The 23394-nt window shown below is 72.9% G+C and carries 33 protein-coding genes and 7 pseudogenes; 16 read left to right on the forward strand and 24 right to left on the reverse strand.

Features of this window, described 5'->3' with window-relative positions; translation table 11 throughout:
* Nucleotides 1–35 precede the first annotated feature (35 nt).
* Nucleotides 36–389 (forward strand): helix-turn-helix domain-containing protein, encoded by a 354-nt coding sequence (locus U6N30_RS16855; RefSeq protein WP_324273157.1) that lies wholly within the window; start codon nt 36–38, stop codon nt 387–389.
* Complete coding sequence (locus U6N30_RS16860; RefSeq protein WP_324273158.1) at nt 386–931, forward strand: MmyB family transcriptional regulator; 546 nt, start codon at nt 386–388, stop codon at nt 929–931. Before U6N30_RS16855 ends, U6N30_RS16860 begins: the two co-directional genes overlap by 4 nt.
* A 142-nt stretch (nt 932–1073) precedes the next feature.
* Here the strand turns inward: U6N30_RS16860 and U6N30_RS16865 are convergent, their stop codons facing one another.
* From U6N30_RS16865 to U6N30_RS16965, 21 genes and pseudogenes are all read right to left on the reverse strand, one after another.
* Complete coding sequence (locus tag U6N30_RS16865; RefSeq protein WP_324273159.1) at nt 1074–1202, reverse strand: hypothetical protein; 129 nt, start codon at nt 1200–1202, stop codon at nt 1074–1076.
* Between the two features lie 218 nt (nt 1203–1420).
* The gene (locus tag U6N30_RS16870) at nt 1421–1576 is read right to left on the reverse strand and encodes a hypothetical protein (protein ID WP_324273160.1); all 156 of its coding nucleotides are present in this window, start codon (nt 1574–1576) and stop codon (nt 1421–1423) included.
* 40 nt (nt 1577–1616) lie between these two features.
* A pseudogene (locus U6N30_RS16875) lies at nt 1617–2021 on the reverse strand (cytochrome d ubiquinol oxidase subunit II); the annotation flags it as partial.
* A gap of 46 nt (nt 2022–2067) precedes the next feature.
* Nucleotides 2068–2412, reverse strand: coding sequence for a cytochrome d ubiquinol oxidase subunit II (locus tag U6N30_RS16880; RefSeq protein WP_324273161.1), 345 nt, complete (start codon nt 2410–2412; stop codon nt 2068–2070).
* Nucleotides 2409–3651 (reverse strand): annotated as a pseudogene (locus tag U6N30_RS34015) (cytochrome ubiquinol oxidase subunit I). Before U6N30_RS34015 ends, U6N30_RS16880 begins: the two are co-directional and overlap by 4 nt.
* Nucleotides 3546–3824, reverse strand: a complete 279-nt coding sequence (locus tag U6N30_RS16900) for a hypothetical protein (RefSeq protein ID WP_324273165.1) — start codon at nt 3822–3824, stop codon at nt 3546–3548. The pseudogene U6N30_RS34015 and the gene U6N30_RS16900 overlap by 106 nt, the downstream one beginning before the upstream one ends.
* A 324-nt stretch (nt 3825–4148) precedes the next feature.
* Nucleotides 4149–4958: an AAA family ATPase gene (locus U6N30_RS35490; RefSeq protein WP_324273166.1), complete on the reverse strand. Its 810-nt coding sequence runs from the start codon at nt 4956–4958 to the stop codon at nt 4149–4151.
* Between the two features lie 330 nt (nt 4959–5288).
* Nucleotides 5289–5360 (reverse strand): annotated as a pseudogene (locus U6N30_RS35495) (hypothetical protein); the annotation flags it as partial.
* Between the two features lie 53 nt (nt 5361–5413).
* A pseudogene (locus tag U6N30_RS35500) lies at nt 5414–6673 on the reverse strand (Clp protease N-terminal domain-containing protein); the annotation flags it as partial.
* 217 nt (nt 6674–6890) lie between these two features.
* Nucleotides 6891–8624, reverse strand: coding sequence for a zinc-dependent alcohol dehydrogenase (locus tag U6N30_RS16915; RefSeq protein WP_324273168.1), 1734 nt, complete (start codon nt 8622–8624; stop codon nt 6891–6893).
* An 11-nt stretch (nt 8625–8635) separates the two neighbouring features.
* Complete coding sequence (locus U6N30_RS34020; RefSeq protein ID WP_422677947.1) at nt 8636–8881, reverse strand: LysR family transcriptional regulator; 246 nt, start codon at nt 8879–8881, stop codon at nt 8636–8638.
* A gap of 548 nt (nt 8882–9429) precedes the next feature.
* Nucleotides 9430–9606 (reverse strand): hypothetical protein, encoded by a 177-nt coding sequence (locus U6N30_RS16920; protein WP_324273169.1) that lies wholly within the window; start codon nt 9604–9606, stop codon nt 9430–9432.
* A gap of 285 nt (nt 9607–9891) precedes the next feature.
* On the reverse strand, nt 9892–11292 hold the full coding sequence (locus U6N30_RS16925) for a potassium channel family protein (protein ID WP_324273170.1): 1401 nt from the start codon (nt 11290–11292) through the stop codon (nt 9892–9894).
* 64 nt (nt 11293–11356) lie between these two features.
* Nucleotides 11357–12027 (reverse strand): annotated as a pseudogene (locus U6N30_RS16930) (DUF1345 domain-containing protein).
* A gap of 88 nt (nt 12028–12115) precedes the next feature.
* The gene (locus tag U6N30_RS16935) at nt 12116–12322 is read right to left on the reverse strand and encodes a hypothetical protein (protein ID WP_324278588.1); all 207 of its coding nucleotides are present in this window, start codon (nt 12320–12322) and stop codon (nt 12116–12118) included.
* Complete coding sequence (locus U6N30_RS16940; RefSeq protein WP_324273171.1) at nt 12322–12717, reverse strand: zinc-binding dehydrogenase; 396 nt, start codon at nt 12715–12717, stop codon at nt 12322–12324. Before U6N30_RS16940 ends, U6N30_RS16935 begins: the two co-directional genes overlap by 1 nt.
* A 256-nt stretch (nt 12718–12973) precedes the next feature.
* A pseudogene (locus U6N30_RS34025) lies at nt 12974–13102 on the reverse strand (alcohol dehydrogenase catalytic domain-containing protein); the annotation flags it as partial.
* Nucleotides 13069–13287, reverse strand: a complete 219-nt coding sequence (locus U6N30_RS16950; RefSeq protein ID WP_324273172.1) for a hypothetical protein — start codon at nt 13285–13287, stop codon at nt 13069–13071. The gene U6N30_RS16950 and the pseudogene U6N30_RS34025, both read right to left, overlap by 34 nt.
* Before the next feature lie 477 nt (nt 13288–13764).
* Nucleotides 13765–14340, reverse strand: coding sequence for a type 1 glutamine amidotransferase domain-containing protein (locus U6N30_RS16955; RefSeq protein ID WP_324273173.1), 576 nt, complete (start codon nt 14338–14340; stop codon nt 13765–13767).
* A gap of 1 nt (nt 14341) precedes the next feature.
* Nucleotides 14342–15025, reverse strand: coding sequence for a zinc-binding dehydrogenase (locus tag U6N30_RS16960; RefSeq protein ID WP_324278342.1), 684 nt, complete (start codon nt 15023–15025; stop codon nt 14342–14344).
* A complete protein-coding gene (locus U6N30_RS16965) occupies nt 15025–15495 on the reverse strand; it encodes an alcohol dehydrogenase catalytic domain-containing protein (RefSeq protein ID WP_324273174.1) in 471 nt (156 codons plus the stop codon). Before U6N30_RS16965 ends, U6N30_RS16960 begins: the two co-directional genes overlap by 1 nt.
* Before the next feature lie 226 nt (nt 15496–15721).
* Here U6N30_RS16965 and U6N30_RS16970 point away from each other — a divergent pair, with 226 nt between their 5' ends.
* The 4 genes from U6N30_RS16970 to U6N30_RS16985 are packed head-to-tail and all read left to right on the forward strand — an operon-like array spanning nt 15722 to nt 17221.
* A complete protein-coding gene (locus U6N30_RS16970; protein WP_324273175.1) occupies nt 15722–16138 on the forward strand; it encodes an SRPBCC family protein in 417 nt (138 codons plus the stop codon).
* Nucleotides 16138–16278, forward strand: coding sequence for a hypothetical protein (locus U6N30_RS16975; RefSeq protein ID WP_324273176.1), 141 nt, complete (start codon nt 16138–16140; stop codon nt 16276–16278). Before U6N30_RS16970 ends, U6N30_RS16975 begins: the two co-directional genes overlap by 1 nt.
* Entirely contained in the window at nt 16275–16919 is a 645-nt protein-coding gene (locus tag U6N30_RS16980; protein ID WP_324273177.1) for an alcohol dehydrogenase catalytic domain-containing protein, read from the forward strand. Before U6N30_RS16975 ends, U6N30_RS16980 begins: the two co-directional genes overlap by 4 nt.
* Nucleotides 16898–17221, forward strand: a complete 324-nt coding sequence (locus U6N30_RS16985; RefSeq protein ID WP_324273178.1) for a zinc-binding dehydrogenase — start codon at nt 16898–16900, stop codon at nt 17219–17221. The genes U6N30_RS16980 and U6N30_RS16985 overlap by 22 nt, the downstream gene beginning before the upstream one ends.
* Before the next feature lie 35 nt (nt 17222–17256).
* On the opposite strand, the gene U6N30_RS16990 is transcribed toward U6N30_RS16985, so the two are convergent.
* Together U6N30_RS16990 and U6N30_RS16995 are read right to left on the reverse strand one after the other, a co-directional pair.
* Nucleotides 17257–18180, reverse strand: a complete 924-nt coding sequence (locus U6N30_RS16990; RefSeq protein ID WP_324273179.1) for a LysR family transcriptional regulator substrate-binding protein — start codon at nt 18178–18180, stop codon at nt 17257–17259.
* Nucleotides 18181–18211: 31 nt separating this feature from the next.
* Nucleotides 18212–18385 (reverse strand): annotated as a pseudogene (locus tag U6N30_RS16995) (LysR family transcriptional regulator); the annotation flags it as partial.
* A gap of 206 nt (nt 18386–18591) precedes the next feature.
* Here U6N30_RS16995 and U6N30_RS17000 point away from each other — a divergent pair.
* The 7 genes from U6N30_RS17000 to U6N30_RS17030 all read left to right on the forward strand — a co-directional run bounded on the left by U6N30_RS17000 (nt 18592) and on the right by U6N30_RS17030 (nt 21340).
* Entirely contained in the window at nt 18592–19227 is a 636-nt protein-coding gene (locus U6N30_RS17000) for a hypothetical protein (protein ID WP_324273180.1), read from the forward strand.
* A gap of 254 nt (nt 19228–19481) precedes the next feature.
* Nucleotides 19482–19745, forward strand: a complete 264-nt coding sequence (locus tag U6N30_RS17005) for a hypothetical protein (RefSeq protein WP_324273181.1) — start codon at nt 19482–19484, stop codon at nt 19743–19745.
* 77 nt (nt 19746–19822) lie between these two features.
* Nucleotides 19823–20104, forward strand: coding sequence for a DUF2267 domain-containing protein (locus U6N30_RS17010; RefSeq protein WP_324273182.1), 282 nt, complete (start codon nt 19823–19825; stop codon nt 20102–20104).
* 5 nt (nt 20105–20109) lie between these two features.
* The gene (locus U6N30_RS17015; RefSeq protein ID WP_324273183.1) at nt 20110–20199 is read left to right on the forward strand and encodes a DUF2267 domain-containing protein; all 90 of its coding nucleotides are present in this window, start codon (nt 20110–20112) and stop codon (nt 20197–20199) included.
* A gap of 52 nt (nt 20200–20251) precedes the next feature.
* Nucleotides 20252–20635 carry a DUF2267 domain-containing protein gene (locus tag U6N30_RS17020; protein WP_324273184.1) on the forward strand — a complete coding sequence of 128 codons (384 nt, stop codon included), beginning with the start codon at nt 20252–20254 and terminating at the stop codon, nt 20633–20635.
* A 17-nt stretch (nt 20636–20652) separates the two neighbouring features.
* On the forward strand, nt 20653–20967 hold the full coding sequence (locus U6N30_RS17025; RefSeq protein ID WP_324273185.1) for a 4a-hydroxytetrahydrobiopterin dehydratase: 315 nt from the start codon (nt 20653–20655) through the stop codon (nt 20965–20967).
* A 52-nt stretch (nt 20968–21019) separates the two neighbouring features.
* Nucleotides 21020–21340: a DUF2795 domain-containing protein gene (locus tag U6N30_RS17030; RefSeq protein WP_324273186.1), complete on the forward strand. Its 321-nt coding sequence runs from the start codon at nt 21020–21022 to the stop codon at nt 21338–21340.
* A gap of 35 nt (nt 21341–21375) precedes the next feature.
* Here the strand turns inward: U6N30_RS17030 and U6N30_RS17035 are convergent, their stop codons facing one another.
* On the reverse strand, nt 21376–21615 hold the full coding sequence (locus U6N30_RS17035) for a hypothetical protein (RefSeq protein WP_324273187.1): 240 nt from the start codon (nt 21613–21615) through the stop codon (nt 21376–21378).
* 197 nt (nt 21616–21812) lie between these two features.
* Here U6N30_RS17035 and U6N30_RS17040 point away from each other — a divergent pair, with 197 nt between their 5' ends.
* The 3 genes from U6N30_RS17040 (at nt 21813) to U6N30_RS17050 (ending at nt 23379) form a co-directional block, all read left to right on the forward strand.
* A complete protein-coding gene (locus U6N30_RS17040) occupies nt 21813–22190 on the forward strand; it encodes a DUF2267 domain-containing protein (protein WP_324273188.1) in 378 nt (125 codons plus the stop codon).
* Between the two features lie 101 nt (nt 22191–22291).
* Nucleotides 22292–22984: a DUF2254 family protein gene (locus U6N30_RS17045; protein WP_324273189.1), complete on the forward strand. Its 693-nt coding sequence runs from the start codon at nt 22292–22294 to the stop codon at nt 22982–22984.
* Nucleotides 22873–23379: a DUF2254 family protein gene (locus U6N30_RS17050; protein WP_324273190.1), complete on the forward strand. Its 507-nt coding sequence runs from the start codon at nt 22873–22875 to the stop codon at nt 23377–23379. Before U6N30_RS17045 ends, U6N30_RS17050 begins: the two co-directional genes overlap by 112 nt.
* The last annotated feature ends 15 nt before the right edge of the window (nt 23380–23394 follow it).

Genomic DNA, 23394 nt, shown 5'->3' on the forward strand with positions numbered 1-23394 from the left:
TCCCTCGAGCGGCGCAGCGACGTAGCGTCGATCGGGTGGACAACCGCGCCGACATCCGGGACTTCCTCACCAGCCGGCGCGCCCGGATCACCCCCGAGCAGGCAGGGCTGCTCCCCGGCGGCGGACGACGACGGGTGGCAGGCCTGCGCCGCGAGGAGGTCGCCGTCCTCGCCGGGGTGAGCACCGACTGGTACACCCGGCTGGAGAAGGGACACATCAGCGGCGTCTCCGAGGACGTGCTCGAGGCCGTCGCCCGGGCGCTGCAGCTGGACGAGGCCGAGCGGACGTACCTGTTCGACCTGGCGCGCGCCGCCGTCCGACCCGCACACCGCAGCGCCGCAGCAAGGCGCAGCTCCAGCCCCGCGTGCAGTGGATGCTGGACACGATGACCGGGTCGGCCGCGTTCGTCGCCAACGGCCGGCTCGACATCCTCGCCGCCAACACCCTGGGTCGGGCGCTGCACTCACCGATGTTCGACGACCCGCGGCAGCCGGCGAACTTCGCTCGCTTCCAGTTCCTCGACCCCAGGTCGCGCGACTTCTACCAGGACTGGGAGGGCGCGGCGACCATCACCGCCGCCCTGCTGCGCGCCGAGGCCGGCCGCCGTCCGCACGACACGCACCTGCGCGAGCTCGTCGGAGAGCTGTCGACGGTGAGCGACGAGTTCCGTGCCCGCTGGGCCGCCCACGACGTGCGCATCCACCACGGCGGCGCCAAGCAGTTCCACCACCCCGTCGTCGGCACGCTCGACCTCGGCTACTGCACCCTCGACCTACCCGCCGAGGATCGCTCGGACCTCCGCCTGACCATCTACACGGCCGCTCCCGGGTCGGCGTCGGAGGACGGCCTGAAGGTGCTGGCGAGCTGGGCGGCCACGCAGACGTCGTCGTCAGCGGCCGGGCAGGCGGCTCCAGCGGCCGACCAGCCGTAACCGGGCGCACGTGGGCCGCGGTGCGTCCGGACGCAGGTCACACCCAGCACGCGCGCCGTCCAGACCATCCGCTCCGGCGGTCCCGAGGTCCTCGACGTCGTCGACATCCCGTGGTCGAGGGTCGCCCCGGCCAGAGCTCACGTCAGGTGCTGGGCGAAGCACCGGTGGGCGGCGTCCCCTCGAACTGCGGGACGCCGGCGTGTCCGCCCATGTTCGCGTGCAGCGCCTTCTCCTGGGGAGCCGAAGGCGTCCAACAGGCCCAGGGCGCCACCTGCCGGTCGTTGCCCAGTCGTCCCACTGGAGCAGGACGTGCAGCGGGATGGTGACCTGCCGGGCCTCGGACGACGCATGACCGCCCGAGGAGATGGTTGTTGGCCGGTGGGTGCCCATGCCCCGGGACCGCAGCAGCAGGCAGCGCACGTGCTCACGCGCCATCGATGGGAGACGGGCTCCGCCCCGTGGAGCGACCACTCGCGTCAGCGCGCCCGGTCACAAGTGTTCGAGCCGGCCGCGCTGCGCCAGGCCGAACAGCAGAGCCATCGCGGGGCCCACCACCACGAGTGCGATCGCCGCCACGATCGTCAGCATCCAGAGCGTCGGCGTCGGAGCCGCCGCCTCCACGATGGTCATCCGGGTGCCGAGCATGTAGGGGTACTGAGCAACCCCCAGCCGACCACGACCGAGGTCACCGCGATGACGGCCAGCGCCTGCGGCGCCGCGGTGCCGCCCGTCCGAGCAGCCCGAGCGCAGCCGTTCCCACGACGCCGGAGGCCAGAACCAGAGGAAGCCCAGGGCCGAGCAGGCCGTCGAACAGCCGAGGCGCGTCGGCGGCGAGCACCCACATGCCGGCCAGAGCCAGAACGCCACAGGTCGCGCCGGCGATCCAGGCCCGGTTGCGGAAGTACGCCTCGAGCCCCTCGTCCCCGCGGCGCCGGGCCTCGGCGACGAGGAAGACCGCGCCGAGGTAGGCGCACGCGGCCACGGCGAGCACGCCCCCGAGCAGTGACGTGGGATTGAGCCAGCTGAGCATCGGGTCCCCGCCTCCGCGGGCGGGGACGCGGCCGGAGGCGATGCCCCCGGCGATGGTGCCGAAGAAGAAGGGGCGAGCACGGAGGACAGCGCGAACGCCGCACCGGTCACGCGCTGCTGGTCGGTCCGCACCATGACCTTGCGGAAGGCGAACCCGCGCCGCGCGCCACGATGCCCAGCGCGGCCAGTCCCAGCGGGATGTACAGCGTCGTCATGATCGCCGCGAAGGCCTGGGGGAAACCGGTCCACAGCATGACCAGGCAGAAGATCAGCCAGACGTGGTTCGCCTCCCACACCGGTCCGAGTGCCTCGTCGATCAGGTGCCGCGGACGACGACCCCGGCGTGCCCCGCCCGCGGTGAGATCCCAGAACCCGGCCCCGTAGTCGGCGCCGCCCAGCACGGCGTAGACCACGACACCCGTGAAGAGCACGACCGCGGCGACGGTGCTCACGGGTCGTCCTCCCGCCCGTCCATCCGAGCGCGCGAGGGACCGTAGGGGACGCCGGCGGTGTCGTCGTCCTCCGGTCCGCCGGCGTCCTCCGCGGCCCAGCGACGGCGCAGCAGGCGCAGGGCGAGCACCGTGCCGGCCGCCAGCGCGGCGTAGAGGGCCACCGTCGCCCCGTAGAAGAGCCAGAGGTTGCCCTCGGTCGCGACGGCGTCGCGGGTCAGCATGTGACCCACGACGATCCAGGGCTGCCGGCCGACCTCGGTGACGATCCAGCCGGCCTCCATCGCGATCACGGCCAGGAGCCCGGAGACGGCGGTCCCGCGCAGGAACCATCGACTGGCCGGCATCCGCCGGCGCCGCCACCACGCCAAGCCCCACCACAGGGACAGCCCCAGCAGCAGGAAGCCGATCGAGACCATCACGTCGAAGGCCAGGTGCACGACGTTCACGAGGCGGTCGGACGGGCGGTACTCGTCCGGGATCTCCTCCAGGCCGAGGATCCGGGTGCCGGGGCTCTCGCCGGCGAGGATCGAGGCCCCCACGGGATCTCCAGGCCGTACCGCACCTCGCCGTCCACGAGGACCCCGCCGAGCGTGAGCGGCACGTGGGTGTCCGTCTCGACCACGGCCTCGATCATGGCGAACTTCGCCGGCTGCTCCTGGAAGACCTCTCGCGCGGCGATGTCGCCGACGACGATCTGGACGGGGGCGCAGACGGCGGCGACCGTCAAGGGGATGGCCAGCCCCAACCGGTGGTACCGGTCCCGACGTCCGCGCAGCATGCCGACGGCGTACACGGAGGCGACGAAGAAGCCGGCCACCATGTAGGCCGCGAGCAGCATGTGCACGGCCTCGTGCCAGAAGCCCCCGTTGAAGAACACCTCCCCGGCCGGACGTCGACGACCTCCCCGTCGCGCATCGTGAAGCCGGCCGGCTGGTTCATCCATCCGTTGGCGGCCACCACGGAAGCGGTCCCGCCGATGCCCGACAGCACGATCGGCACCCCGGCCCAGAAGTGCGGCCACGGGCGCATCCGCTTCCAGCCGTAGAGGTAGATCGCGACGAATATCGCCTCGAGGAAGAAGAACAGCCCCTCGACGGCGAACGGGAGACCGAAGGCCGCCCCGTACGTCCCCATCAACCGCGGCCACAGCAGCCCGAGCTCGAACGAGAGCACGGTGCCGGAGACGGCACCGACGGCGAAGAGCACGCCGGCGACCTGCGACCACCGGCGCGCCAGCACCAGCGCCTCCGAGTCCCCCGCCGCAGCCCTCGCCAGTTCGCCAGGAGCATCAGGAAGGTGAAGGCGACGCCGAACGGCACGAGGACGATGTGGAAGCCGAGCGTGAAGGCCATCTGCTGGCGCGCCGGCAGCAACTGCTCGGGGTCGGCGGCGGCGAGGAGTTCGAGCATCATCCCCGGCGGTCCCTCTGACCGAACTCGACGAGCGGCGGGGCCGCCGTCGGGCCGGGCAGCATCGGTTCGGCACCTGGTGGTGCGGATCGTCCGCTGAACGAGGTGGCTCCACGACCGGTGGATGGGCGGCGTCTGACCGCCGTGGACCGCCGGTGACGGCTGCACTCGTGGGGCCCGACGTCCTGAGCGCCGCGGACACCCCTTCCGCGCCGCCGGAGCTGATCCGCCCGTGCCGGCGTCTCGGTTCGGCGAGCGCGCGACCACCGTCGCCGCGTCGGTTCCGGGCCTCCACGACACGCGGCCGAGGACGTCGGGGACGACCGCTCACGTCTGCGCCGACGCGGTCTCCCGCGCGTCCTCCACCTCGAGGTCGAGGTCGCCGTCCCGGACCACGACGCGCACCCGGTGGCCGCTGCGCACCCGGCCGTCGAGCATCAGCCGGGCGAGCCGGTTGTCCACCTCCCGCTGGATGGCCCGGCGCAGCGGGCGGGCGCCGAACTGCGGTTCGAAACCGCGCTCGGCGAGCCAGCTGACCGACTCCGGCGTGAACTCGACCTCGATGCCCTGGGCCCGCAGCCGCCGCCGGGTCTCGTCGAGCATCAGGTCGGTGATCCGCTCCAGCTGGGTGCTGTCCAGCTGCTGGAACACCACGATCTCGTCGATCCGGTTGAGGAACTCCGGGCGGAACGCCTCCCGCAGCCGGCGCATCACCTGGTCGCGCAGGTCGTGGTCGGACGCGTCCCCGGTGCTGGTGCCGAACCCGAGCGGGCCGCGCCGCCCGACGATCAGCTCCGACCCCAGGTTGCTGGTCATGATGATCACCGTGTTGCGGAAGTCCACCGTCCGGCCCTGGGAGTCGGTCAGCCGGCCGTCGTCGAGCACCTGTAGCAGGGTGTTGAAGACGTCGGGGTGGGCCTTCTCGATCTCGTCGAAGAGAACCACCGAGTACGGCCGGCGGCGCACCGCCTCGGTCAGCTGCCCGGCGTCCTCGTAGCCCACGTACCCGGGCGGCGACCCGACCAGCCGGCTCACCGTGTGCCGCTCCTGGAACTCGCTCATGTCCATGCGGATCATCCGGTCCTCGTCGCCGAAGAGCGCCTCGGCGAGGGCCCGCGCCAGCTCCGTCTTGCCCACGCCGGTCGGCCCCAGGAACAGGAAGCTGCCGATCGGCCGATCGGGGTCGCCGAGGCCGACCCGCGAGCGGCGCACCGCCTCGGCGACGACCTCGACCGCCTCGTCCTGCCCGACCACCCGCTCGTGCAGGCGCTGCTCGAGGGCGAGCAACCGCTCCATCTCCTCCTGGGTGAGCTGGCTGACCGGGATGCCGGTGGCCCGGGACACCACCTCGGCGATGTCCTCGACGCCGACCTCGGGTATGCCCGGTCCCTCGCCGCCGCCGTCCCGCGCGCGCGAGAGCCGCTGCTGGGCCTCGGCGAGCTGATCGCGGAGGTCCGAGGCCCGTTCGTACTGCTCGCCCGAGACCGCCTGGTCCTTCTCCCGCTGCAGCCGCTCGACCTCGTGCTCCAGGCCCCGCAGGTCGGTGGGGGCGTCTTCACCCGGCGCCGTACGCGTGCCCCCGCCTGGTCGATGAGGTCGATCGCCTTGTCCGGCAGGTGCCGGTCGGTGAGGTAGCGGTCGGAGAGCTCCACGGCCGCGACAACGGCCTCGTCGGTGAACCGGACCTGGTGGTGGGCCTCGTACCGGTCACGCAGGCCGCAGAGGATCTGCACCGCGTCCTCGACGCTCGGCTCGGCCACCAGGATCGGCTGGAAGCGGCGCTCCAGCGCGGCGTCCTTCTCGATGTTGCGGCGGTACTCGTCGAGCGTCGTGGCGCCGATGATGTGCAGCTCGCCCCGGGCGAGGGCCGGCTTGAGCATGTTGCCGGCACCGCCGGAGCCCTCGGAGGCGCCTGCCCCGACGACGGTGTGCAGCTCGTCGATGAACGCGATCACGTCGTCGCGGTGCTCGCGGATCTCGTCGATCACCTTCTTCAGCCGCTCCTCGAAGTCCCCGCGGTAGCGGGTGCCGGCGACCAGGCCGGTCAGGTCGATCTCCACCACCCGGCGGCCGCGCAGGGTCTCCGGGACGTCGCCCTCGACGATCTGGGCGGCGATGCCCTCGACGATCGCGGTCTTGCCGACGCCGGCCTCCCCGATCAGCACCGGGTTGTTCTTGCGGCGGCGGGAGAGCACCTCGACGGTCTGCTCGATCTCCTGCTCGCGGCCGATCACCGGGTCGATCTCCCCGTTGCGCGCCATGGCGGTGAGATCGCGGCCGAACTCGTCCAGCGTCGGGGTGCTCGACGCGGGCCGGCCGGCCCCGCCCTGCCCACCGCCTGCGCCGCTGGCGGCCTGCTGCAGGGCCTCCGGCGTCACGCCGCGCTGCCGCAGGAGCCGGCCGCCCGGCGAGTCCGGGTTGACCGCCAGCGCGAACAGCAGGTGCTCGGGACCGATGTAGGTCGAACCCAGCGCACGGGAGATCTGGTGGGCGTCGAGGAGAGCGCGCTTGGCCGCCGGGGTGAGGGCCGGCGTCTCGTCGCGCGGCTCGCCGCGACGGGACATGCCGTCGATGTCGGCGCCGAGCTGCGCCGGCTCGGCGCCCGCGCGGCTGATCAGCTGCCGCGTGGACTCCTCCTCGGTCATCGCCCGCAGCAGGTGGTCCGTGTCGAGGTCCTGGCTGCCCGCCTCGGCGGCCCGGCGCGCGGCCTCGTTCACCAGTTCGCGGGCCCGTTCGCTGAGGAACTGGGTGATGTCGACCCGCTGGCGGGGCTGGCGCGCGCCGCCCATGTAGCGGGCGAAGAAGTCGTCGAAGGGGCTGCCGTGGGGGCCTGGGAAGTATCCGCTGGTCATCGGTCGTCCGTCCGTCCCGGGGAGTGGCGTGGTCACCTACTGCCCTACTCGTCCTGGGTCGGGATCTCCATCGGTCATCCTGCCGAGAGGGGGCCCGGCGGCTTCCGAGCCGCCCCTGCATCGGGCTCGCGCGCGTGCCCCTGCGGACCAGGTCAGGCCGGCGGCACGGCGCCGGGCGGGCCCGCCCGGCGCACTGGACGCCGGCCACGCGACGGGCTCAGGACCGCAGGAGCCTGAGCAGCGATCGGGCGCCGGAGAAGCCCAGCCACGTCGCTACGACCCACGGGCCCGCGACGATCACCGGGTCCAGCGGGTGGTGCCTGAGGTCCGTGCGGTGCTGCCCGATCCGGGACCGGAGGCCGTGGTGGGTGAATTCGGCCTTCACCCCGGTCTCGGTGACCGGATTGTCCGGGTGCAGCGTGAGGAACGACCTCAGGTGGTGCTCCCACGCATCCACCCGGTCGGCGAACAGGAGCAGCAGCCAGTGCGCGGCACGGCCCTCGCTGTAGCGGTAGGCGTACCGGCGGATGGCGCCCGAGACTCCCGACGGCGGTTGGGCGGTGCCGAAGACCGGGGTGAGCATCCCGTGCTCGGGCGACCGCTCCCGCGGATAGGTCTCCGGCTGCCGCTCGGGGAACTCCCAGTGCGCGCCGGTGAGGTCCTCCTGGAACTTCAGCTTCGGCACCGACGGGCGGACCGCGGGGTCGAGGTCCACGCCCCAGCCCGGGATGCGCTGCCGGAGCTCCTCGGACGACTCCGCGATCGGTGGCTTCTGCGGTGTGTAGGTCATCGGGACTCCTTGCTCACGCGGCGGTCGGGATGACGAGGGGCTTGATGCAGCCGTCGAGCTTGGCCGAGAAGATGTGGTAGCCCTCAGCGATGTCCTCGAGGGTACGCGGTGCGTGGCCAGCTCGCTGGGCTTGAGGTAGCCGTTGCGCACGTGCTCGAACAGCCGGGGCCACTGCCGTTTGACCGGGCACTGGTTGGTGTGGAACGTCAGCCCCTTGTTCATCGCGTCCCCGAACTTCACGGCGCTGAACAGCGGGCCGAAGGCGCCCATCACCGAGATCGTCGCGCCCTTGCGGACGGAGTCGATCGCCCAGTTGAGCGCGACCGGGGAGCCGCCCTGCAGCTTGAACGTGGACGAGGTGACGTGCTGGAGGACGTTGCCGTCGGCCTCGGCGCCCACGCACTCGATGGCGACGTCGGCGCCGAGGTAGTCGGTGGCCTTCTTCATCTCCAGCACGATGTCGCCGTACTGGGTGAAGTTGTAGGTCTCGGCGTGGGCGAAGGTGCGCGCCTTCTCCAGCCGGTAGTCCAGGTGGTCGATGACGATGACCCGCCCGGCTCCCATCAGCCAGGCCGACTTCGCCGCCACCAGGCCGACCGGCCCGGCGCCGAAGACGATGACGACGTCGCCCTCGACGATGTCGCCGAGCTGTGCTCCGAAGTAGCCCGTCGCCGTCATGTCGGTCAGCAGGACCGCGTCCTCGTCGGCCATCCAGTCCGGGATCTTGGCCGGGCCGACGTCGGCGAAGGGCACCCGCACGTACTCCGACTGCCCGCCGTCGTAGCCGCCGGTGGTGTGCGAGTAGCCGTAGATGCCGCCGACGGCGGTGGCGTTGGGGTTCACGTTGTGGCAGTTGGCGTACATGCCTCGCGCGCAGTACCAGCAGGTGCCGCAGAAGATGTTGAACGGCACCATCACCCGATCACCGACGGTGAGGTGCTGCACCGACGATCCGACCTCGTCCACCACACCGATGAACTCGTGGCCGAACGTGTGACCGATCCGGGTGTCCGGCATCATGCCGTGGTAGAGGTGCAGGTCCGAGCCGCAGATCGCCGCGAGCTGCACCCGGACTATCGCGTCGTTGGGGTGCTCGATCCTCGGCCGGTCCTTCTCCTCCGTCCTGACCTTGTACGGCCCCCGGTACACCATCGCTCGCATCGCATGCTCCCTTAGGCGGCGCTCGGCAGCGTCTCGCCGCCGCTGCCCCTGGGGGTACCCACGCCGCACCCGTCTCCGTATCGGCAGAACGACCGATCTCCCCGGTCGCCACGCGACGCGGCGCCCGCGGGCGGCGGTGACGCTGCCGGTGGGCACGGCCGGATCGACTGCACCATGCACAGCCGCGCCGCAGCGCGGGTGAAGGAGCCCTCCTCGACCACCGCCAGCAAGCACTCCAGCTGCCTGAGATCCCCCACCGCCTCCGCCCACCCTCGGACCGTCGATCACCCCGTGGGTGCCCGATCCGCCAGCGGGTGAAAATCGGCCGAGCTGCCGATGGGCCGGTGCGTCGACGCCTGCCAGAGTGGGATGCCCATCGTCCGGGTGCGAGTGTCGCCCGGCGGGCACGTCGCCGTGCCGGAGGACGTCCATGCCGCAGCACGTGGCGGATCCTTGTGGGGCGGGTCCTGACGTGGCGGGATCGCCGCCTGCAACAGGCGTGGTACCCGCGGTGCGCATCCTGGCGGCGGTACGGGTAGAACGTGTCGGCCCCTGCGTGCCGTGTGCGCCGGGGCCCGCCCGAGGGAGGCGCTGTGAAGGAGCGCAACCCGGCTCTCACGCGCCTGCACGAGGAGCTGGCCGACGTCGGAACGATGCCGGAGGGTCCGAGGCAGCGGGCCGAGGAGGTCCTCGCGGCGCTGGGCCGGATCCTGCCCTTCGACGTCGGGTGGCTCGCCGTCCGCGATCCCGAACGACGGCGACACATCCCGCTGGCCACCACGGGCCCAGCGGAACCGCTGCGCCGCTACTTCGAGTCCCCGGGGGCCGACGTCGAGGTCGAACACCTCGGGCTCAACAGCGCCCGGCGCCCGGTGCTGGCCAGCGAGCTGCCCGTGCCGCTCGCCGAGATCTGCGCCTGGGGCGAGTACCTCCTCCCGGCCGGGTTCCGGGGTGGTGTGGCCTGCCCGCTGTTCGCCTCCACCGGGCGGCACGTGGGGTTTCTCAGCCTCCTCGCCGACGACCCGGCGCGCCCCACGTCAGCCGACCGGCAGATCGTCGCCGCCGTCACGAGGGTGATCGCGGACGACCTGGACCGGACGCAGGAGATCGCCAGGATCGCCAGGATGGTCGGGACCGCCGAGGCCGGCGTGGTGCTGACCCGTGGTGGGGACCCCCTTCCCCTGCCGGGGCTGCCCGCCGACCGCCTGCTGACGCCCGGCTCGCCGATCCTCGCCGCGGCCGCGCAGGAGCTGCACGCCGGTAACCCCTACACCGCCTTCCTCGCCCCGGTGCCGGGCCCGGACGCCGAACGGCTCGTGCGGGTCACCGCGCTGGACTGCGCACTCCCCACCTCGACCACCTGTCGGCCGCGGTGCTGCTGTCCTCCTCCGGGGACCTGCGCGGCCTCACCCCCTCGACCTCCGGCTCCTGGGGCACCTGGTGGCCGGCACGACGCGGATCGCCGCGCTCGCCGCAGCTCTCCACGTCGACCCGGGCACCACGACCGCGGCTCTCCGCCGGGCCGAGGTCGCACTCGATGCCCCCGGCCCCACCGCAGCTGCCACGCGGGCGCTGCGCGCCGGGCTGCGCATCCCGCCGGCGTTGAGCGGGCCGGTACGGACAGGGCGGCGGTGAGCGCGCGGCCGCCCTCACCTGGCGGCGAGGATCTGCGCCGGAGGCTGCAGGTGGTGATCGGCGAGGTCGTCCAGGAACGCCTGGCACCGCCCCACGAACAGCGCGAAGCTGCGGAGCTCCTCGTCGTCCGGGCATGGCTCGCCGCCGTCGTCCCTCGCCGCGGACACCAGCCGCTGCAGCCGGTTCCGCGCGTCGTCCGGGTCGAGCGGCTGCCCCAGCGGCTCCCGCGCGTGCATGAGGAAGCGGATCGCGTAGTGGTCCATGATCCGCTGCAGCCGCACCTGCAGCTCCTCCCCGTGCAGCCGGGCGTAGGGGCCGCCTCGGGAGAGACGCCCCAGCGCGCCGCCAGGCAGACCATCGTGGCTCCCCGCATGAGGGTGTGCAGGGAGGCTGCGGCGTCCTTGGCCCGGAAGTAGTAGAGGAACGGGAAGCGCTCGGTGTTCTCGTCGATGGTCAGCAGCTCGTGCTGCAGGTTCTGCAGGTACGAGGCCCCTCCGAGGACGACCAGGCGCGCGGCCCGGGCCGGGTCGTCGGCCTGCGTCTCCACCATCCGGGCGGCGCTGCGGAGATCGGTCGTCAGCGGGTAGATCGACAGGACGTAGGTGATCGCCGCGGTCATCAGGCCGAACCCGGCGGCGGCCTCGGTGACGGTGGCCAGGCGCATCAGGTCGGTGGCCCCGACGACGTCGCCGTACCCGACCGTCGTCAGCGCCATGCCGCTCACGTACAGCGCCTCGGCCCAGCCACGGTCGCCGTAGGGCACCGCGCTGTCGTAGGAGAAGTCGCCGAGGTTGGGCAGGTAGACCAGCGCCCACCCGAGCCACATCAGCGCCGTCCACAGCGCGAAGACCGCGACGACGGCCAGCATCCCGGCCCCGGCCAGCAGACCGGGACGTCCGACGGCCCGGGCCAGGGCACGCGCCGTCGTCCAGGCCGCCGAACCGGTCACGAGGGTCAGCGGCCCGCGGCGGGTCGGGTGCAGCACCGTGAGCACCGCGTCCACGGTCACGAGCAGCACCAAGCCCAGACCCACGACCACGGCTGCCACGGTTACCCCCGGGCGCCCGGCACCGAGAGGGCACTGTGGCGACACGCCCTCACGACGACTGCCCCAGGTTGGTCACCAGGTTCACCGCCACGGCGATCACCACGGTGCCGAAGAGGTAGGACAGCAGCGCGTGTCCGAGGCCGACCTTCCGGATCCGGGTGTCCGCGAGCGGGGTCTCCGGCACGGCGAAGGACATGCCGACGGTGAAGGTCACGTAGGCGAAGTCGCTGTAGGCGGGCGGCTCCTCCTGGTGGAAGTCGATGCCGCCGTCGCCCCCGCGTAGTACAACCGGGCGTACTTGAGCGCGAAGACCGTGTTGACCAGTGCCCACGACAGGATCACCACCACGACGCCGAGCACCACAGTGGCGGCGCCGACGGCGTCCCTCGTGCCGGACCGGACGAGGGCCTCCACGACGGCGCCGAGGCTGGCGACCGCCGCACCGAGCACGACCGTGTCCGTGACGCGGGTCCGCCCCTCCTCCTCGGCCAGCCGCTTGGTCCCCTCCGGATCGCGCGGCCAGCCGATCCGCCACACCCAGGCCAGCAGGCCGCCGGCGGCGACGGACCAGCCGACGAGCACCGCGATCTCCGGGACGCCGGCGACCGTGGCCAGTCCGGCCGCGAGGAGGCCGCCGCCGAGGCAGATCAGCAGGCGGCGCCACGACAGGATCGTCGGCCTCGATGCCTCCACCGCCGCCCCGGCGCCGGGGACGCTCATCCGCCGGCCCGGCACCGGCCCCGCGAGCCCCCGGCGCCGGCCTGTGGTCCACGGCGCCGGGGGTGGCGGCGGTCCGTCTCTCGGCGCCTCACGCACCAGGACGGAACACGGCACGTACGCACCCGTCCTCCTTCTCCTTGAACATCCGGTACCCCTTCGGCCCGTCGTCGAGCGACATCACGTGGGTGGCGAGGTGCTCGGTCCGCACCTCGTCGCGGCTCATCCGGTCGAGGATCTCCGGGATGTAGCGGTGCCCGTGCTGCTGGGCGCCGCGCAGGGTCAGCGCCTTGTTCATCACCGCGCCGAGGGGAACTTGTCCACCAGGCCGGCGAAGACGCCGAGGGTGAACACCGTCCCGCCCTTGCGGCAGGCGTAGATCGCCTCCCGCACCGCCGTGGGCCGGTCGGTCTGCAACCGCATCTGCTGCTTGACCTGGTCGTAGAGGTACTGCGGCCCCGGGCTGTGCGCCTCCATGCCCACCGCCTCGATGCAGACGTCCGGTCCCCGGCCACCGGTCATCTCGCGCAGCTCGGCGGGGACGTCGACCTCCTCGTAGTCGAGGGTCTCCGCCCCGATGTGCGTGCGGACCTGCTGGAGCCGGTTGTCGTACCGGTCGATGACGACGACCCGCTCGGCGCCCATGAGCATGGCCGCCCGGGCGGCCATCTGGCCCACGCCGCCGGCCCCCACACCGCGACGACGTCGCCCGGCCGGACCTCCGCCTGGTGCGCCCCGGTCCAGCCGGTGGGTGCGGCGTCGGAGGCGAACAGCGCCCGCTCGTCGGAGACGCCGTCCGGGATCGCGAAGGCGCCCTGGTCGGCGTAGGGCACCCGGATGTAGGGCGCGTGACTGCCCGCCCAGCCCCCAGGGCGTGCGAGTACCCGTAGCAGCCGCCGATGGCCTGACCCCACAGCGCCTCGGTGATCCCCGGGTTGGGATTGCCGTTGTCGCACAGCGACCAGAGCCCCTGCTTGCAGTACCAGCACTGCCCGCAACTGGTGAAGGAGACCACCACCACGCGGTCGCCCACCTTGTGCTTGGTCACGCCGGGGCCGACCTCGGCGACCGTGCCCATGAACTCGTGGCCCAGCACGTCCCCGCGCGCATGGCCGGGATGTAGCCGCCCATCAGGTGCAGGTCCGAGCCGCAGGTCGCCGTCAGCCCCACCTCGAGGATGATGTCGTGGTCGTTGAGGATCCTGGGCTCGGGGACGTCCTCGACGCCGATCTCGTTGACCCCGCGCCAGGTCACCGCCTTCATCGCACACCTGCCTTGGGCGCCACCTTGGTCCACGCCTCCAGGAGCGCGCCGCCGGGAGTCGCGGTCCGCTTGCCGTGGGGGCGGGATCCACCGCCAGCACCTCGCCCACCTCGATGACCTGCTTGGCCCGGCGCAGCGCGGACCGCAGGTCGGCCTGCGGGTCACTGCCGGTGATCCGGCTGAGGGCGCCCGACGACGGCCGGTCGCGCAGGCGGGCCGCCAGCTCCGTGCCCTTGCCGCCGGCCGCCGGGCGGACGCGGACCTCGATCCGGTCCCCGTACTCCGCCAGCGGCGTGGGCAGCGCCGCGGTGTCGACCTCGGACGGCTCGCGGAACACCGTCACCGCGAGCCACCCCGATGCGGGCTGAGCCGCGCCGGCCGGCCGGGCCGCGGACGGGTCGACGGCAGACCGCACCTGGCGGACGACGCTCCCGCCGGCGCGCGCGGCGAGGGACGCCACGTTCCCGATGGGGCCGGTCATGTCCGACCTCCCGCGGCGGCGGGCTGCGGGGCACGGGCGAACTCCTGCACGATGCGCTCGCAGAAGGCCGGCAGGTCGTCGGGCGACCGGCTCGTGGTGATGTTGCCGTCGGTGACGACCTGCTCGTCGACCACCTCGGCGCCGGCGTTCCGCAGGTCGGTGCGGATGCTCGGGAACGACGTCAGCCGGCGACCGCGCGCGACGTCGGCCTCGACGAAGTTCCACGGGCCGTGGCAGATGGAGGCGACCGGCTTGCCCGACCGGGCGAAGTCCCGGACGAACTGGACCGCGACGGGTTCCATCCGCAGCTTGTCCGGATTGACGGTGCCGCCCGGGAGCAGCAGCGCGTCGTAGTCGTCGACCGAGGCGGCCCCGACCAGCCGGTCGACGCCGAAGGTGCCGGCATCCTCCAGGTCGTTGTTGCGGGCCTGGATCTCGCCGCTCGCGATCGAGACGACGTCGGTGCGTGCACCGGCGTCGTCCAGGGCCCGCCGCGGTTGCTCGAGCTCCACCCGTTCCACCCCGTCGGCCGCGAGGATGGCGACCCGCCGCCCGTTCAGCGCGCCCGCCATGTCACGCCCCCGCCATCGCAGGGTGCAGCACGACCTTGGTCCAGCCGTCGTCCCGCTTGTCGAAGTGCTCGTACGCCGTGGGTGCTTCGTCCAGGGTCAGCTCGTGGCTGACGATGAAGGACGGCTCCGCCTTGCCGCCGGCAATCAGGTCACGCAGCTGCCGGTTGTACTTCTTGACCGGTGCCTGGCCGCTGCCGATGCTCTGGCCCTTGAACCAGAACATGCCGAAGTCGAAGGCGAGCTTGCCCTGCTTCGCCAGGTCGTCGCTCGCGCCGGGGTCCTGCGGCACGAAGACGCCGACTGTGCCGATCTTCCCGGTGAAGCGCACCGAACCGACCAGCCGGTTCATCGTCAGGTTGGCCCGCTCCTGCCCGTCCGGCTCGTGCGCCTGGTAACCGACGCACTCGCAGCCGTTGTCCGCGCCCAGCCCCATCGTCTGGTCGAGGACAGCCTGCACCGGATCGACCTTCGAGTCGTCGATGGCGATCGCCCCGATCGACTCCGCCAGCCGGAGCCGGTCGGGGTGCCGGTCGACGACCATCACCTTGCCGGCCCCGCGGATGGTCGCGGAGAGGGCGGCCATCAGCCCGACCGGGCCGGCGCCGTAGATGACCGTCTGGTCGCCGGGCTTCACCCCGGCCATCTCGGTGGCGTGGTAGCCGGTCGGGAAGATGTCGGCCAGCATCACGTAGTCGGTCTGGCGCTCCTCGGCGTCCTCCCCAGCCGCAGGCAGTTGAAGTCACCCCAGGGCACGCGGAGCAGTTCGGCCTGTCCCCCGCCATAGGGGCCCATGTCGGCGAAGCCGTACGCGGCGCCGGCCATGTTCGGCTCCGGCTGGGCGGTCAGGCAGTAGTTCGTGAGCTGGCGCTCGCAGTTCTTGCAGTGGCCGCAGGCGATGTTGAACGGCAGGACGACCCAGTCGCCCACCCGGACCTTGTCCACCCCGTCGCCGACCTCGACCACCTGGCCCAGGTTCTCGTGGCCGAACCAGCGGCCGGTCTCGAAGTCGGTGCGGCCCTCGTACATGTGCAGGTCCGAGCCGCAGATGTTCGCCGAGGTGATCCGCACCAGGACATCGGTCGGCCGCTCGATCCGCGCGTCCGGCACGTCCTTGACGCTGACCTGCCGCGGCCCCTCGTAGACCACTGCCTTCATGCTGCCTCCTCGTCGGGGTTCCCACGGCTCCGGGCTCGGGTCGGGGGCCTCGATTGCACCCGGCACAGCGCCGGCCGTGGTATCGGCAGACATGCCGATCCGCGACGCGGAGGCCCCTGCCGGCCGTGCAGGGCACGGCGAGATCGGTCGTCCTGCCGATGGAGGCCGCGCCGACGCGGGGCTTGGCTGGACGCGCTGGTGCCCACCGTCCCTCAGGAGCCCACCCATGGAGCTGACCTCGACCACGACCGTCACCAAGCCGCCGCAGGAGGTGTACGACTTCTGGCACCGGCTGGAGAACCTGGCCACCTTCATGGCGCACCTGGACGACGTGCGGGTGACCGGCCCGAGCTCCAGCCACTGGTCGGCCAGCGCCCCCTTCGACACCGTCGTCGAGTGGGACGCCGTGACCACGGGCGACGTCGCCGCGGAGCGCATCGCCTGGGCGTCTGTCGGGGCGCCGACGTCACCACCTCCGGCGAGGTGCTGTTCGTGCCCGCACCGGGCGGGCGGGGTACCGAGGTGCGCGTCACGCTGCGCTACGACATGCCCGCCGGCGCGCTGGGCAGAGCCGTTGCGAAGTACTTCGGCGACGAGCCCTCCCAGGCGCTCGACGACGACCTGCGGCGCTTCAAGCAGGTGATGGAGACCGGCGAGGTCGTGCGTTCCGAGGGCGCCCCGTGGGGCAAGCGGGCCCGCAAGGAGTTCCCGCAGCGCCCGGCCCGGCCGCTGAGCGACGAGGAGCTGCAGGAGCTCCAGGCAGGCCAGGAGGTGCTGGCGTGAAGGCCACCTGCTGGACCGGCCCGAACAAGGTCGAGGTGCAGGACGTCCCCGATCCCACGGTCCTCAACAGCCGCGACGCCGTCGTGAAGATCACGTCGACGGCGATCTGCGGCTCCGACCTGCACCTGCTCGACGGTTACGTGCCCACGATGGAGAAGGGCGACGTGATGGGGCACGAGTTCATGGGCGAGGTCGTCGAGGTCGGCCGCGGCGTCGACGGGTCCAGGCTGCGGGTCGGCGACCGCGTCGTCGTCCCCTTCCCGATCGCCTGCGGTGCATGCCTGGCCTGCCGGGCCGAGCTGTACTCCTGCTGCGAGAACACCAATCCCAACGCCGGCGTCGCCGAGAAGATGTTCGGGCACCCCGTCGCCGGGATCTTCGGCTACTCGCACCTCACCGGCGGCTTCGCCGGCGGACAGGCCGAGTACGCCCGGGTGCCGTTCGCCGACGTCGGCCCGATCCGCATCGAGAGCGACCTCGACGACGAGCAGGTGCTCTTCCTCTCCGACATCCTGCCCACCGGCTACATGGGCGCGGAGATGTGCGACATCCGGGACGGCGACATCGTCGCCGTCTGGGGGCCGGCCCCGTGGGCCAGTTCGCGATGGACAGCGCCCGCGTGCTGGGCGCGGACACGGTGATCGCCATCGACGACGTCCCGTACCGCCTCGAGATGGCCGCCTCCCAGGGCTACCGGACGATCGACTACTCCGACGCCGACGTCCGCTCCGCCCTGCTGGAGCTGACCGGTGGGCGGGGACCGGACAAGTGCATCGACGCCGTCGGCATGGAGGCCACGCACGGGGCCGCCCACGTGCACCTCTACGACCGGGTGAAGCAGGCGGTCCGCTCGGAGTCCGACCGGCCGCACGCCCTGCGCCAGGCGATCCTGTCCTGCCGCAGCGGGGGATCGTCTCGGTCATCGGGGTCTACGGCGGGCTGATCGACAAGTTTCCGGCCGGCGCCTGGATGAACCGGTCACTCACCCTGCGCACCGGCCAGTGCCACGTGCAGCGGTACATGCACCCGCTGCTGGACCGGATCGAGCGGGGTGAGATCGACCCGACCCGGGTGATCACCCACCGGCTGCCCCTGGCCGAGGCCCCGCACGGCTACAGCATCTTCAAGAACAAGGCCGACGGCTGCGAGAAGGTGGTCCTGAAGCCCTGAGCGCCCCCGCCTCCGGGGAACGACGGGGAGCCGAGACGAGGACCTCCGGATCGTCGACCGACTCGACGAGGAAGTCGACGAGGCGGCCGACGGCGGGGCGGGCCGGTCGCCGCCAGACGACCTCCAGGTCGAGGAGCAAGGGGGATCGAGCGGCCGCACGACGATCCCGGCGACGTCCATGCGCTCGGCGACCCCGAGGATCCCCGGGGCGACGCCGGACCCCGCTGCGACCGCCCGCAGCATCGCCTCGGGGCTGTTGATCAGGTCCGGCTCGACGACCACCTGCCGGTGCTGGGCGCCTCCCGGCAGCAGGTGTTCCACGGTGCGCTGCCAGATGCCGGAGAACGGGGACCACGGGAACATCACCACGGATTCGGAGCCGAGCGCCGTCACCGGGACCTCTGCCCGGTCGGCGAGCGGGTGCGCCTCCGGGAGAACGACGCCGAACGGCACCGAACCGAGGACGACGCCGTCGAGGTCCCGGTGCTCCTGCGAGCGGCTCCAGACGACCGCCGCATCCGCCCGCGCCTGCCGGACCGCCTCGACGGCGTCGTCCCCCGGGCTGGACGTCACGAAGACCTCGACGCCCGGGATGGCCAGGCCCACCGTTCGCAGCGGGCCGTCGAGGACCCGGTCGGCCATCGTGCAGATCCGCAGGGGCACCTGCTCCCGGGCCAAGGGCTCTGCGGATCGCACGTCCTCCCGGGCCCGATCGACCTCGGCCAGGATCACCCGCGCCCGCTCCGCCAGGACGCCCCGCGGGCGTCAGTTCCGCTCCCCGCGGATTGCGGTCGAAGAGCGTGACCCGGAGGTCCCGCTCCAGCGCACGGATCTGCTGCGACAGGGACGGAGCGGCGATGTGCAACCGGCGCGCGGCAGCGGAGAAGCGCCGCTCTTCGGCGACGGTGAGGAAGTACCTGAGCTGCCGCAGGTCCACACGACACGGTACCGCCGAGGACGGGGACCGACGGCCGACGCATGAGGCCGGGGCTCACAGCCCTGTGGTTCTACGTCAGGCTCGCTGCGGTTGGCCGCTGCGTGAGGCGGTACGGGTATCGGGTCGAGTACTCCCCGGTCGGTCGAACAGCCGGTGCGGTCGTGGCTGGATTCGGCCCGCTACCGCGCCGTTCCCCGGGGGCAGACATGAGTTCGCACCGAGCCGGTGAACTGCTGCTGGCCGAGACCGCCGCATCTGCCGGGACCACGTCCGAGCGCGGGCAGGCGCTGCTGGAGGTCCTCCGCCGGGTCGTCCCGTTCGACGGTGCCTGGCTGGCGCTGGCCGACCCGCTGGGCCACGGCTACTCCTCCCTGGCGAGCGTCGACCTGGACGACCCGACCGTGGAGTTCCTCGCGGGGCCACTGACGGCGCACGACATCGAGGCCGCGGGTGCTGATCGGGGCCCGCCGATGAGCCGGTCGGATCTGCCCCCGCCGGCCAGGAGAACCCGACGTGGTCCGAGTGCCTGGTCCCGGCCGGCATCCAGGAGGCGCTGGCCGTCGCGCTGTTCGCTTCCGGAGGCCGTCCCGTCGGCTTCCTGGGGGTGCTGTCCGCGAGCCGGCAGTCACCGTCCCCGACCATGCGCCGCCGGCTCGGGCGGCTCGCACCGGTGCTCGCGCACGGCATCGACCCGATGCGGGCGCTGGTCACCGCCGCGCGCCTGGTTCGGGGCGCCACGGCCGGCGTGGTGCTGCGCGCCGACGGCGACTGTCAGGCGCTGCCGGGCCTGCCGGCGGATGCGTTGCTGGTCCCCCACTCCCCGTCGTGGCCGCCGCACGTGAGCGGATCGACGACGGGGACGTCTACTCCTCGTTCCTCTGGCCGGTGGGCGGCTCGCACGCCCCCGGCGGGCACGTGCGCGTCACCGTCCTGGCGGCGCCCGAGGACGTGCCGCCGGGGCTGACCGCTGTGGCCCTGCTGTCACCGGCGACCGACCTGCACGGGCTGACCCCCGGGAACTCGAGGTCCTCGGCCTCCTGGTGCAGGGGACTCCAACCACGAGATCGCCCGCACGCTGGTCGTCGCCCAGCGGACGGTGGCCGCCCACCTGGAGCACATCCTCTGCAAGCTCGGAGCACCGACGAGGACGCTCGCCGCGGTCCGCGCCGAACGGGAGGGTCTCTACGTCCCGGCCCCCGCGGCAGCGGGCGTGCACGAGTCGGCGCCAGGGCGCGACCTGGGCCTAGCGAGCCTCCCGCGGTTCGGGGCCAGGATCGGCTCGGCGCAGGGACTCGGAGCAGAGGGAGTCCCGTCCGGGGACGGCGACATCGGCCGATCGACCGATGCCCACGCGGGATGAACGGTCCTAGCGTCAGAGCCGCGGTGGACACGACGGATCCTCACGACCGGCGCCGGACGGCGCCTCCAGGAGCGGACATGGACTACGCGACGTTCACGCGGACCACGGCCGAGCGGGCCGGCATGCCGGAGGAGACCGCGGAGCGGATCGAGCACGCCACCCTCCGGACGCTGGCCGACCGCATCAGCGGCGGTGAGGCCCAGGACCTCGCCGGCCAGCTCCCGGCCCGGCTCCAGGAGGACCTGCGTCCCCCGCGCGAAGAGGCGGAGGCGTTCGGGGTGGACGAGTTCGTGCGCCGCGTCGCGGAACGGGGGACGTCGGTCGGGACGAGGCGCGGACGGGAGCCGCCGCGGTCCTGATCACGGTGCGGGAGGCGGTCACGCCCGGGGAGTTCGACGACGTCCTCTCGCAACTGCCGCAGGAGTACCGGGAGCTGGTCGGGCCGATGGCCTGAGTGCGCCGGCCACCCACGCGACCGACGACGGGCGCAGCGAGGAGGAATCGCGGTGATCAGGTACGCGACGTTCGTCGAGGCCGCGGGGGCGCAGGCCGGAACGGCCGACACCGAGGAGGCCCGGCGGGCGGTGGAGGCCGTCATCGCCGCCGTGGCCGCGTCCCTGGAGGAGGCCGATCGCGATCGGCTGGCTGCGGTCCTGCCCGGCTCCCTCCGGGGCGCCGCCGAGATGCGGGGGCAGGCTCTGCACCACGACAGCGGTGCCGCCCTGGTCTCCGCGGTCAGCGCCGGCTCGGGATGCCCGGCCGAGCGGGCCCGCTTCTACACCCAGGCGGTCCTGTCGACGCTGGCCGCCGCCGAACCCGACGTGGCCGGCGTCCTCGCCCGGCGACTCCCGGACGGTGAGGAGCTGTTCGCGCCCGTCGACCAGGGGTAACGCCTCGTGGTTCCGGGGTGCCGATCGGGCTGACCCCGCGACTGCTCGGCCGGGATGAGATCGACCGCGCGCTCGGCGCACTGGAGGGCTGGGAAGGCGACGAACACCGGCTGCGGCGCGTCGTCGTGCTCCCGCCCGAGCGCCAGCGGCCATTGCGCGACGCCGTCGCCCGCGCCGAGCAGGACATGACCCACCACGCGCGCGTCGAGCAGTCGCGAGACTCGATCACCTTCGAGGTCTGGACGCATTCGCTCGACCGCGTGACCGACATGGACGTCGAGCTCGCGCGGCGGATCGACGCGGCGGTCGCCGCGGTCGGGTCCTCCGGCTGATCCGCCCACGGCCCGGCGCAGACCGACTCCACCGACCAGGAAGGCAACCCTCGTGACCGATCCGAGCACCCCTGACCAGATCCTGCGGTACCTGGGGAACGTCGACTACCCGGCCGGCAAGGACGTGCTGGTCGCCGCCGCCGAGCGGGCCGGCGCACCCGAGGCGGTGGTCCGCAGCCTCCGGGCGATCCCGCCGGTCGAGTACCGCAGCCGTGCGGAGGTGGCGCGGTCGGTGCCCGTCGACCCCGGAGCGGGCCGGTCGGCGAGCCGGGCCGCCGAGCAGGCCCGCACGCGTGCCCCGGCCGGGGTCGCCGAGCACATGCGCGAGCCGCGGGAGGACCGGGTCGACGGCACTCCCCATCGCGCCGGCTGAACCCCCGGGACCAGGCTGTTCGCTCGCCGACGGAGTCAGGTCCGCGGCGCCAGTTCGTAGGTCGGTCCCAGATCGGTGGGGCCGGAGTCGGGCACCTCGTGCAGGATCTTCGGCTCGCTGTGCAGCAGGCGGTGGACGGCGGCCCGCGCCCGGTCGAGGTCCAGCCCGGCACCACGGGCGATGTCCTGCAGGTGCGGCGCGCCGGCACCGACCTCCGCCTCGGCCACGGCCCGGTACACCGCCGCGTCCTCCCCCGACAGGTCTTCGACTCGCATGGTGGTCCTCCCCACGAACGGCGGCCCGACACCGCCTCCGGCGTCGCGGGCTGCGTACCCCGGCTCGGCACCCGTACCCGGACAGCGCGCCACATCGGCAGGTCTGCCGATGGCCTCCCCGGCGGCATCCCTCACGTTGGGAGCACCGGGTGCGGTTCGACGCGTCCGGTACCGGCGAAGGACCGCGAGGAGGATCAGTGCAGTACGACGACTTCGTCTCGTCCGTGCGAGCCCGTGGAGGACGCCCCCGCGACGAGACCGAGACGCTCGTCCATGCCACGCTGCGCGTGCTGGCCGAGCGGCTCACCGCCGGCGAGGCCGACGACCTGCGCGCTCAACTGCCCGGGGAGCTGTACGGCGACCTCATCCCGCCGGAACCGGAGGCACAGTCCTTCGGTCCCGACGAGTTCGCCCGACGGGTCGCACGGATGGCGCGCCTGCCCGAGGCGGAAGCGCGGGCCGGGATGGTCGCCGTGCTGGCCACGACCCGCGACGCGGTCGAGCCCGGCGAGTTCGACGACGTCCTTTCCCAGCTGGGCGGGGAGTACGCCCGGCTCGTGCCCGGGTCGAGGTAGGTCCGACCGTGGCCTCCCCGACTCGAACCGATCCGCAGCGCACGAGGGGCGAGCGCCGTCCCTTCCAGGACGTCGGCGCCGGGCCGCTGACCGAACATCCCGTGGTCGTGGCGCTCCTGTACGTCGCCGGCGGTGCGGCCCTGGCGGCCGGGTCCCTGGCGCTCGACCGATGGCTCGGCCCGGACGGGACGCCGTCCTGGTTGCAGGTCGGCACCTCGGTCGCGCAGGCCCTGACCACCGGCTTCGGCTCGAGCCTGCTCTTCGTGATCTCGGTCGTCTTCATGGTCCGGATGTGGGCCGTGCAGATGAGCGCGGAACCGTTGTCCGCCCGGGTCCGGCGCCGCTTCCTGACCGATCCCGTGCAACGGCACGCGATGGGCGCCCTCGTCGGCTCGATGACCTTCGTGATCATCGTCGCCCGGGCGATCCCCGACGCGGACGCCGGTGGCTCCGTGCCGCAGGTGTCGGTGGCCATCGCGTGCGCCGTGCCGGTGATGGCCGCGGTCCTGGTCGTCTTCGCACTCCGCAATGCCAGCCGCTGGGGTGAGATCGGCCGCCTGATCCGCTGGATGACCGACAACTGCCTCCGCCTCATCGAGCTCACCCACCCGCCGCTCGACCGCGGCAACCAGGCACCTCCCCATCCGCGAGCCCCCGGGGCGCGGACGGTCCGGGGCATCAGGTGCTGGCTCACGACAGCGGATGGGTCCAGCGGATCGACCTCGGCGCCGTGCTCGACGCCCTTCCGCCGCAGACGATCGTGGAGATGGCGGTGCGCGCCGGGGACTTCGTGACCGACGGGATGCCGCTGGCGACCGTCCGGACGGAGGCGAACGGACAGCCGGACGACCGCGTGACCGGAGCCGTCCGCTCGGCCGTCGAGATCGGGGCGGACCCGACGCTGGAGCAGGACCTCGGCTACGGGATCACCCTGCTCGTGGACATCGCCGAGCGCGCCGGCGCCGGGAGCAGCAGCGACTCGACCACCGTCCGCGAGGTGGTCCTGCACGTCGGCATCGTCCTGCGCGCGCTGCTGCTGCGGGACCTGCCACCGGCCTGGCGAACGGGCAGTGCGGGGCGTGCGATCCTCCTCCCCGCGAGCAGTCCTTCGGCGACTACGTCTCCACCGCGTTCGAACGCATCCGCCTCTCGGGCGCGGAGTCCCCGACCGTCGCCCGCTGTCTGCTGAGCACCATCGAGATGC

Origin of the sequence: Blastococcus brunescens, assembly GCF_035320885.1 — a bacterium.
In the GTDB taxonomy this organism is placed as follows: Bacteria; Actinomycetota; Actinomycetes; order Mycobacteriales; family Geodermatophilaceae; genus Blastococcus_B; species Blastococcus_B brunescens.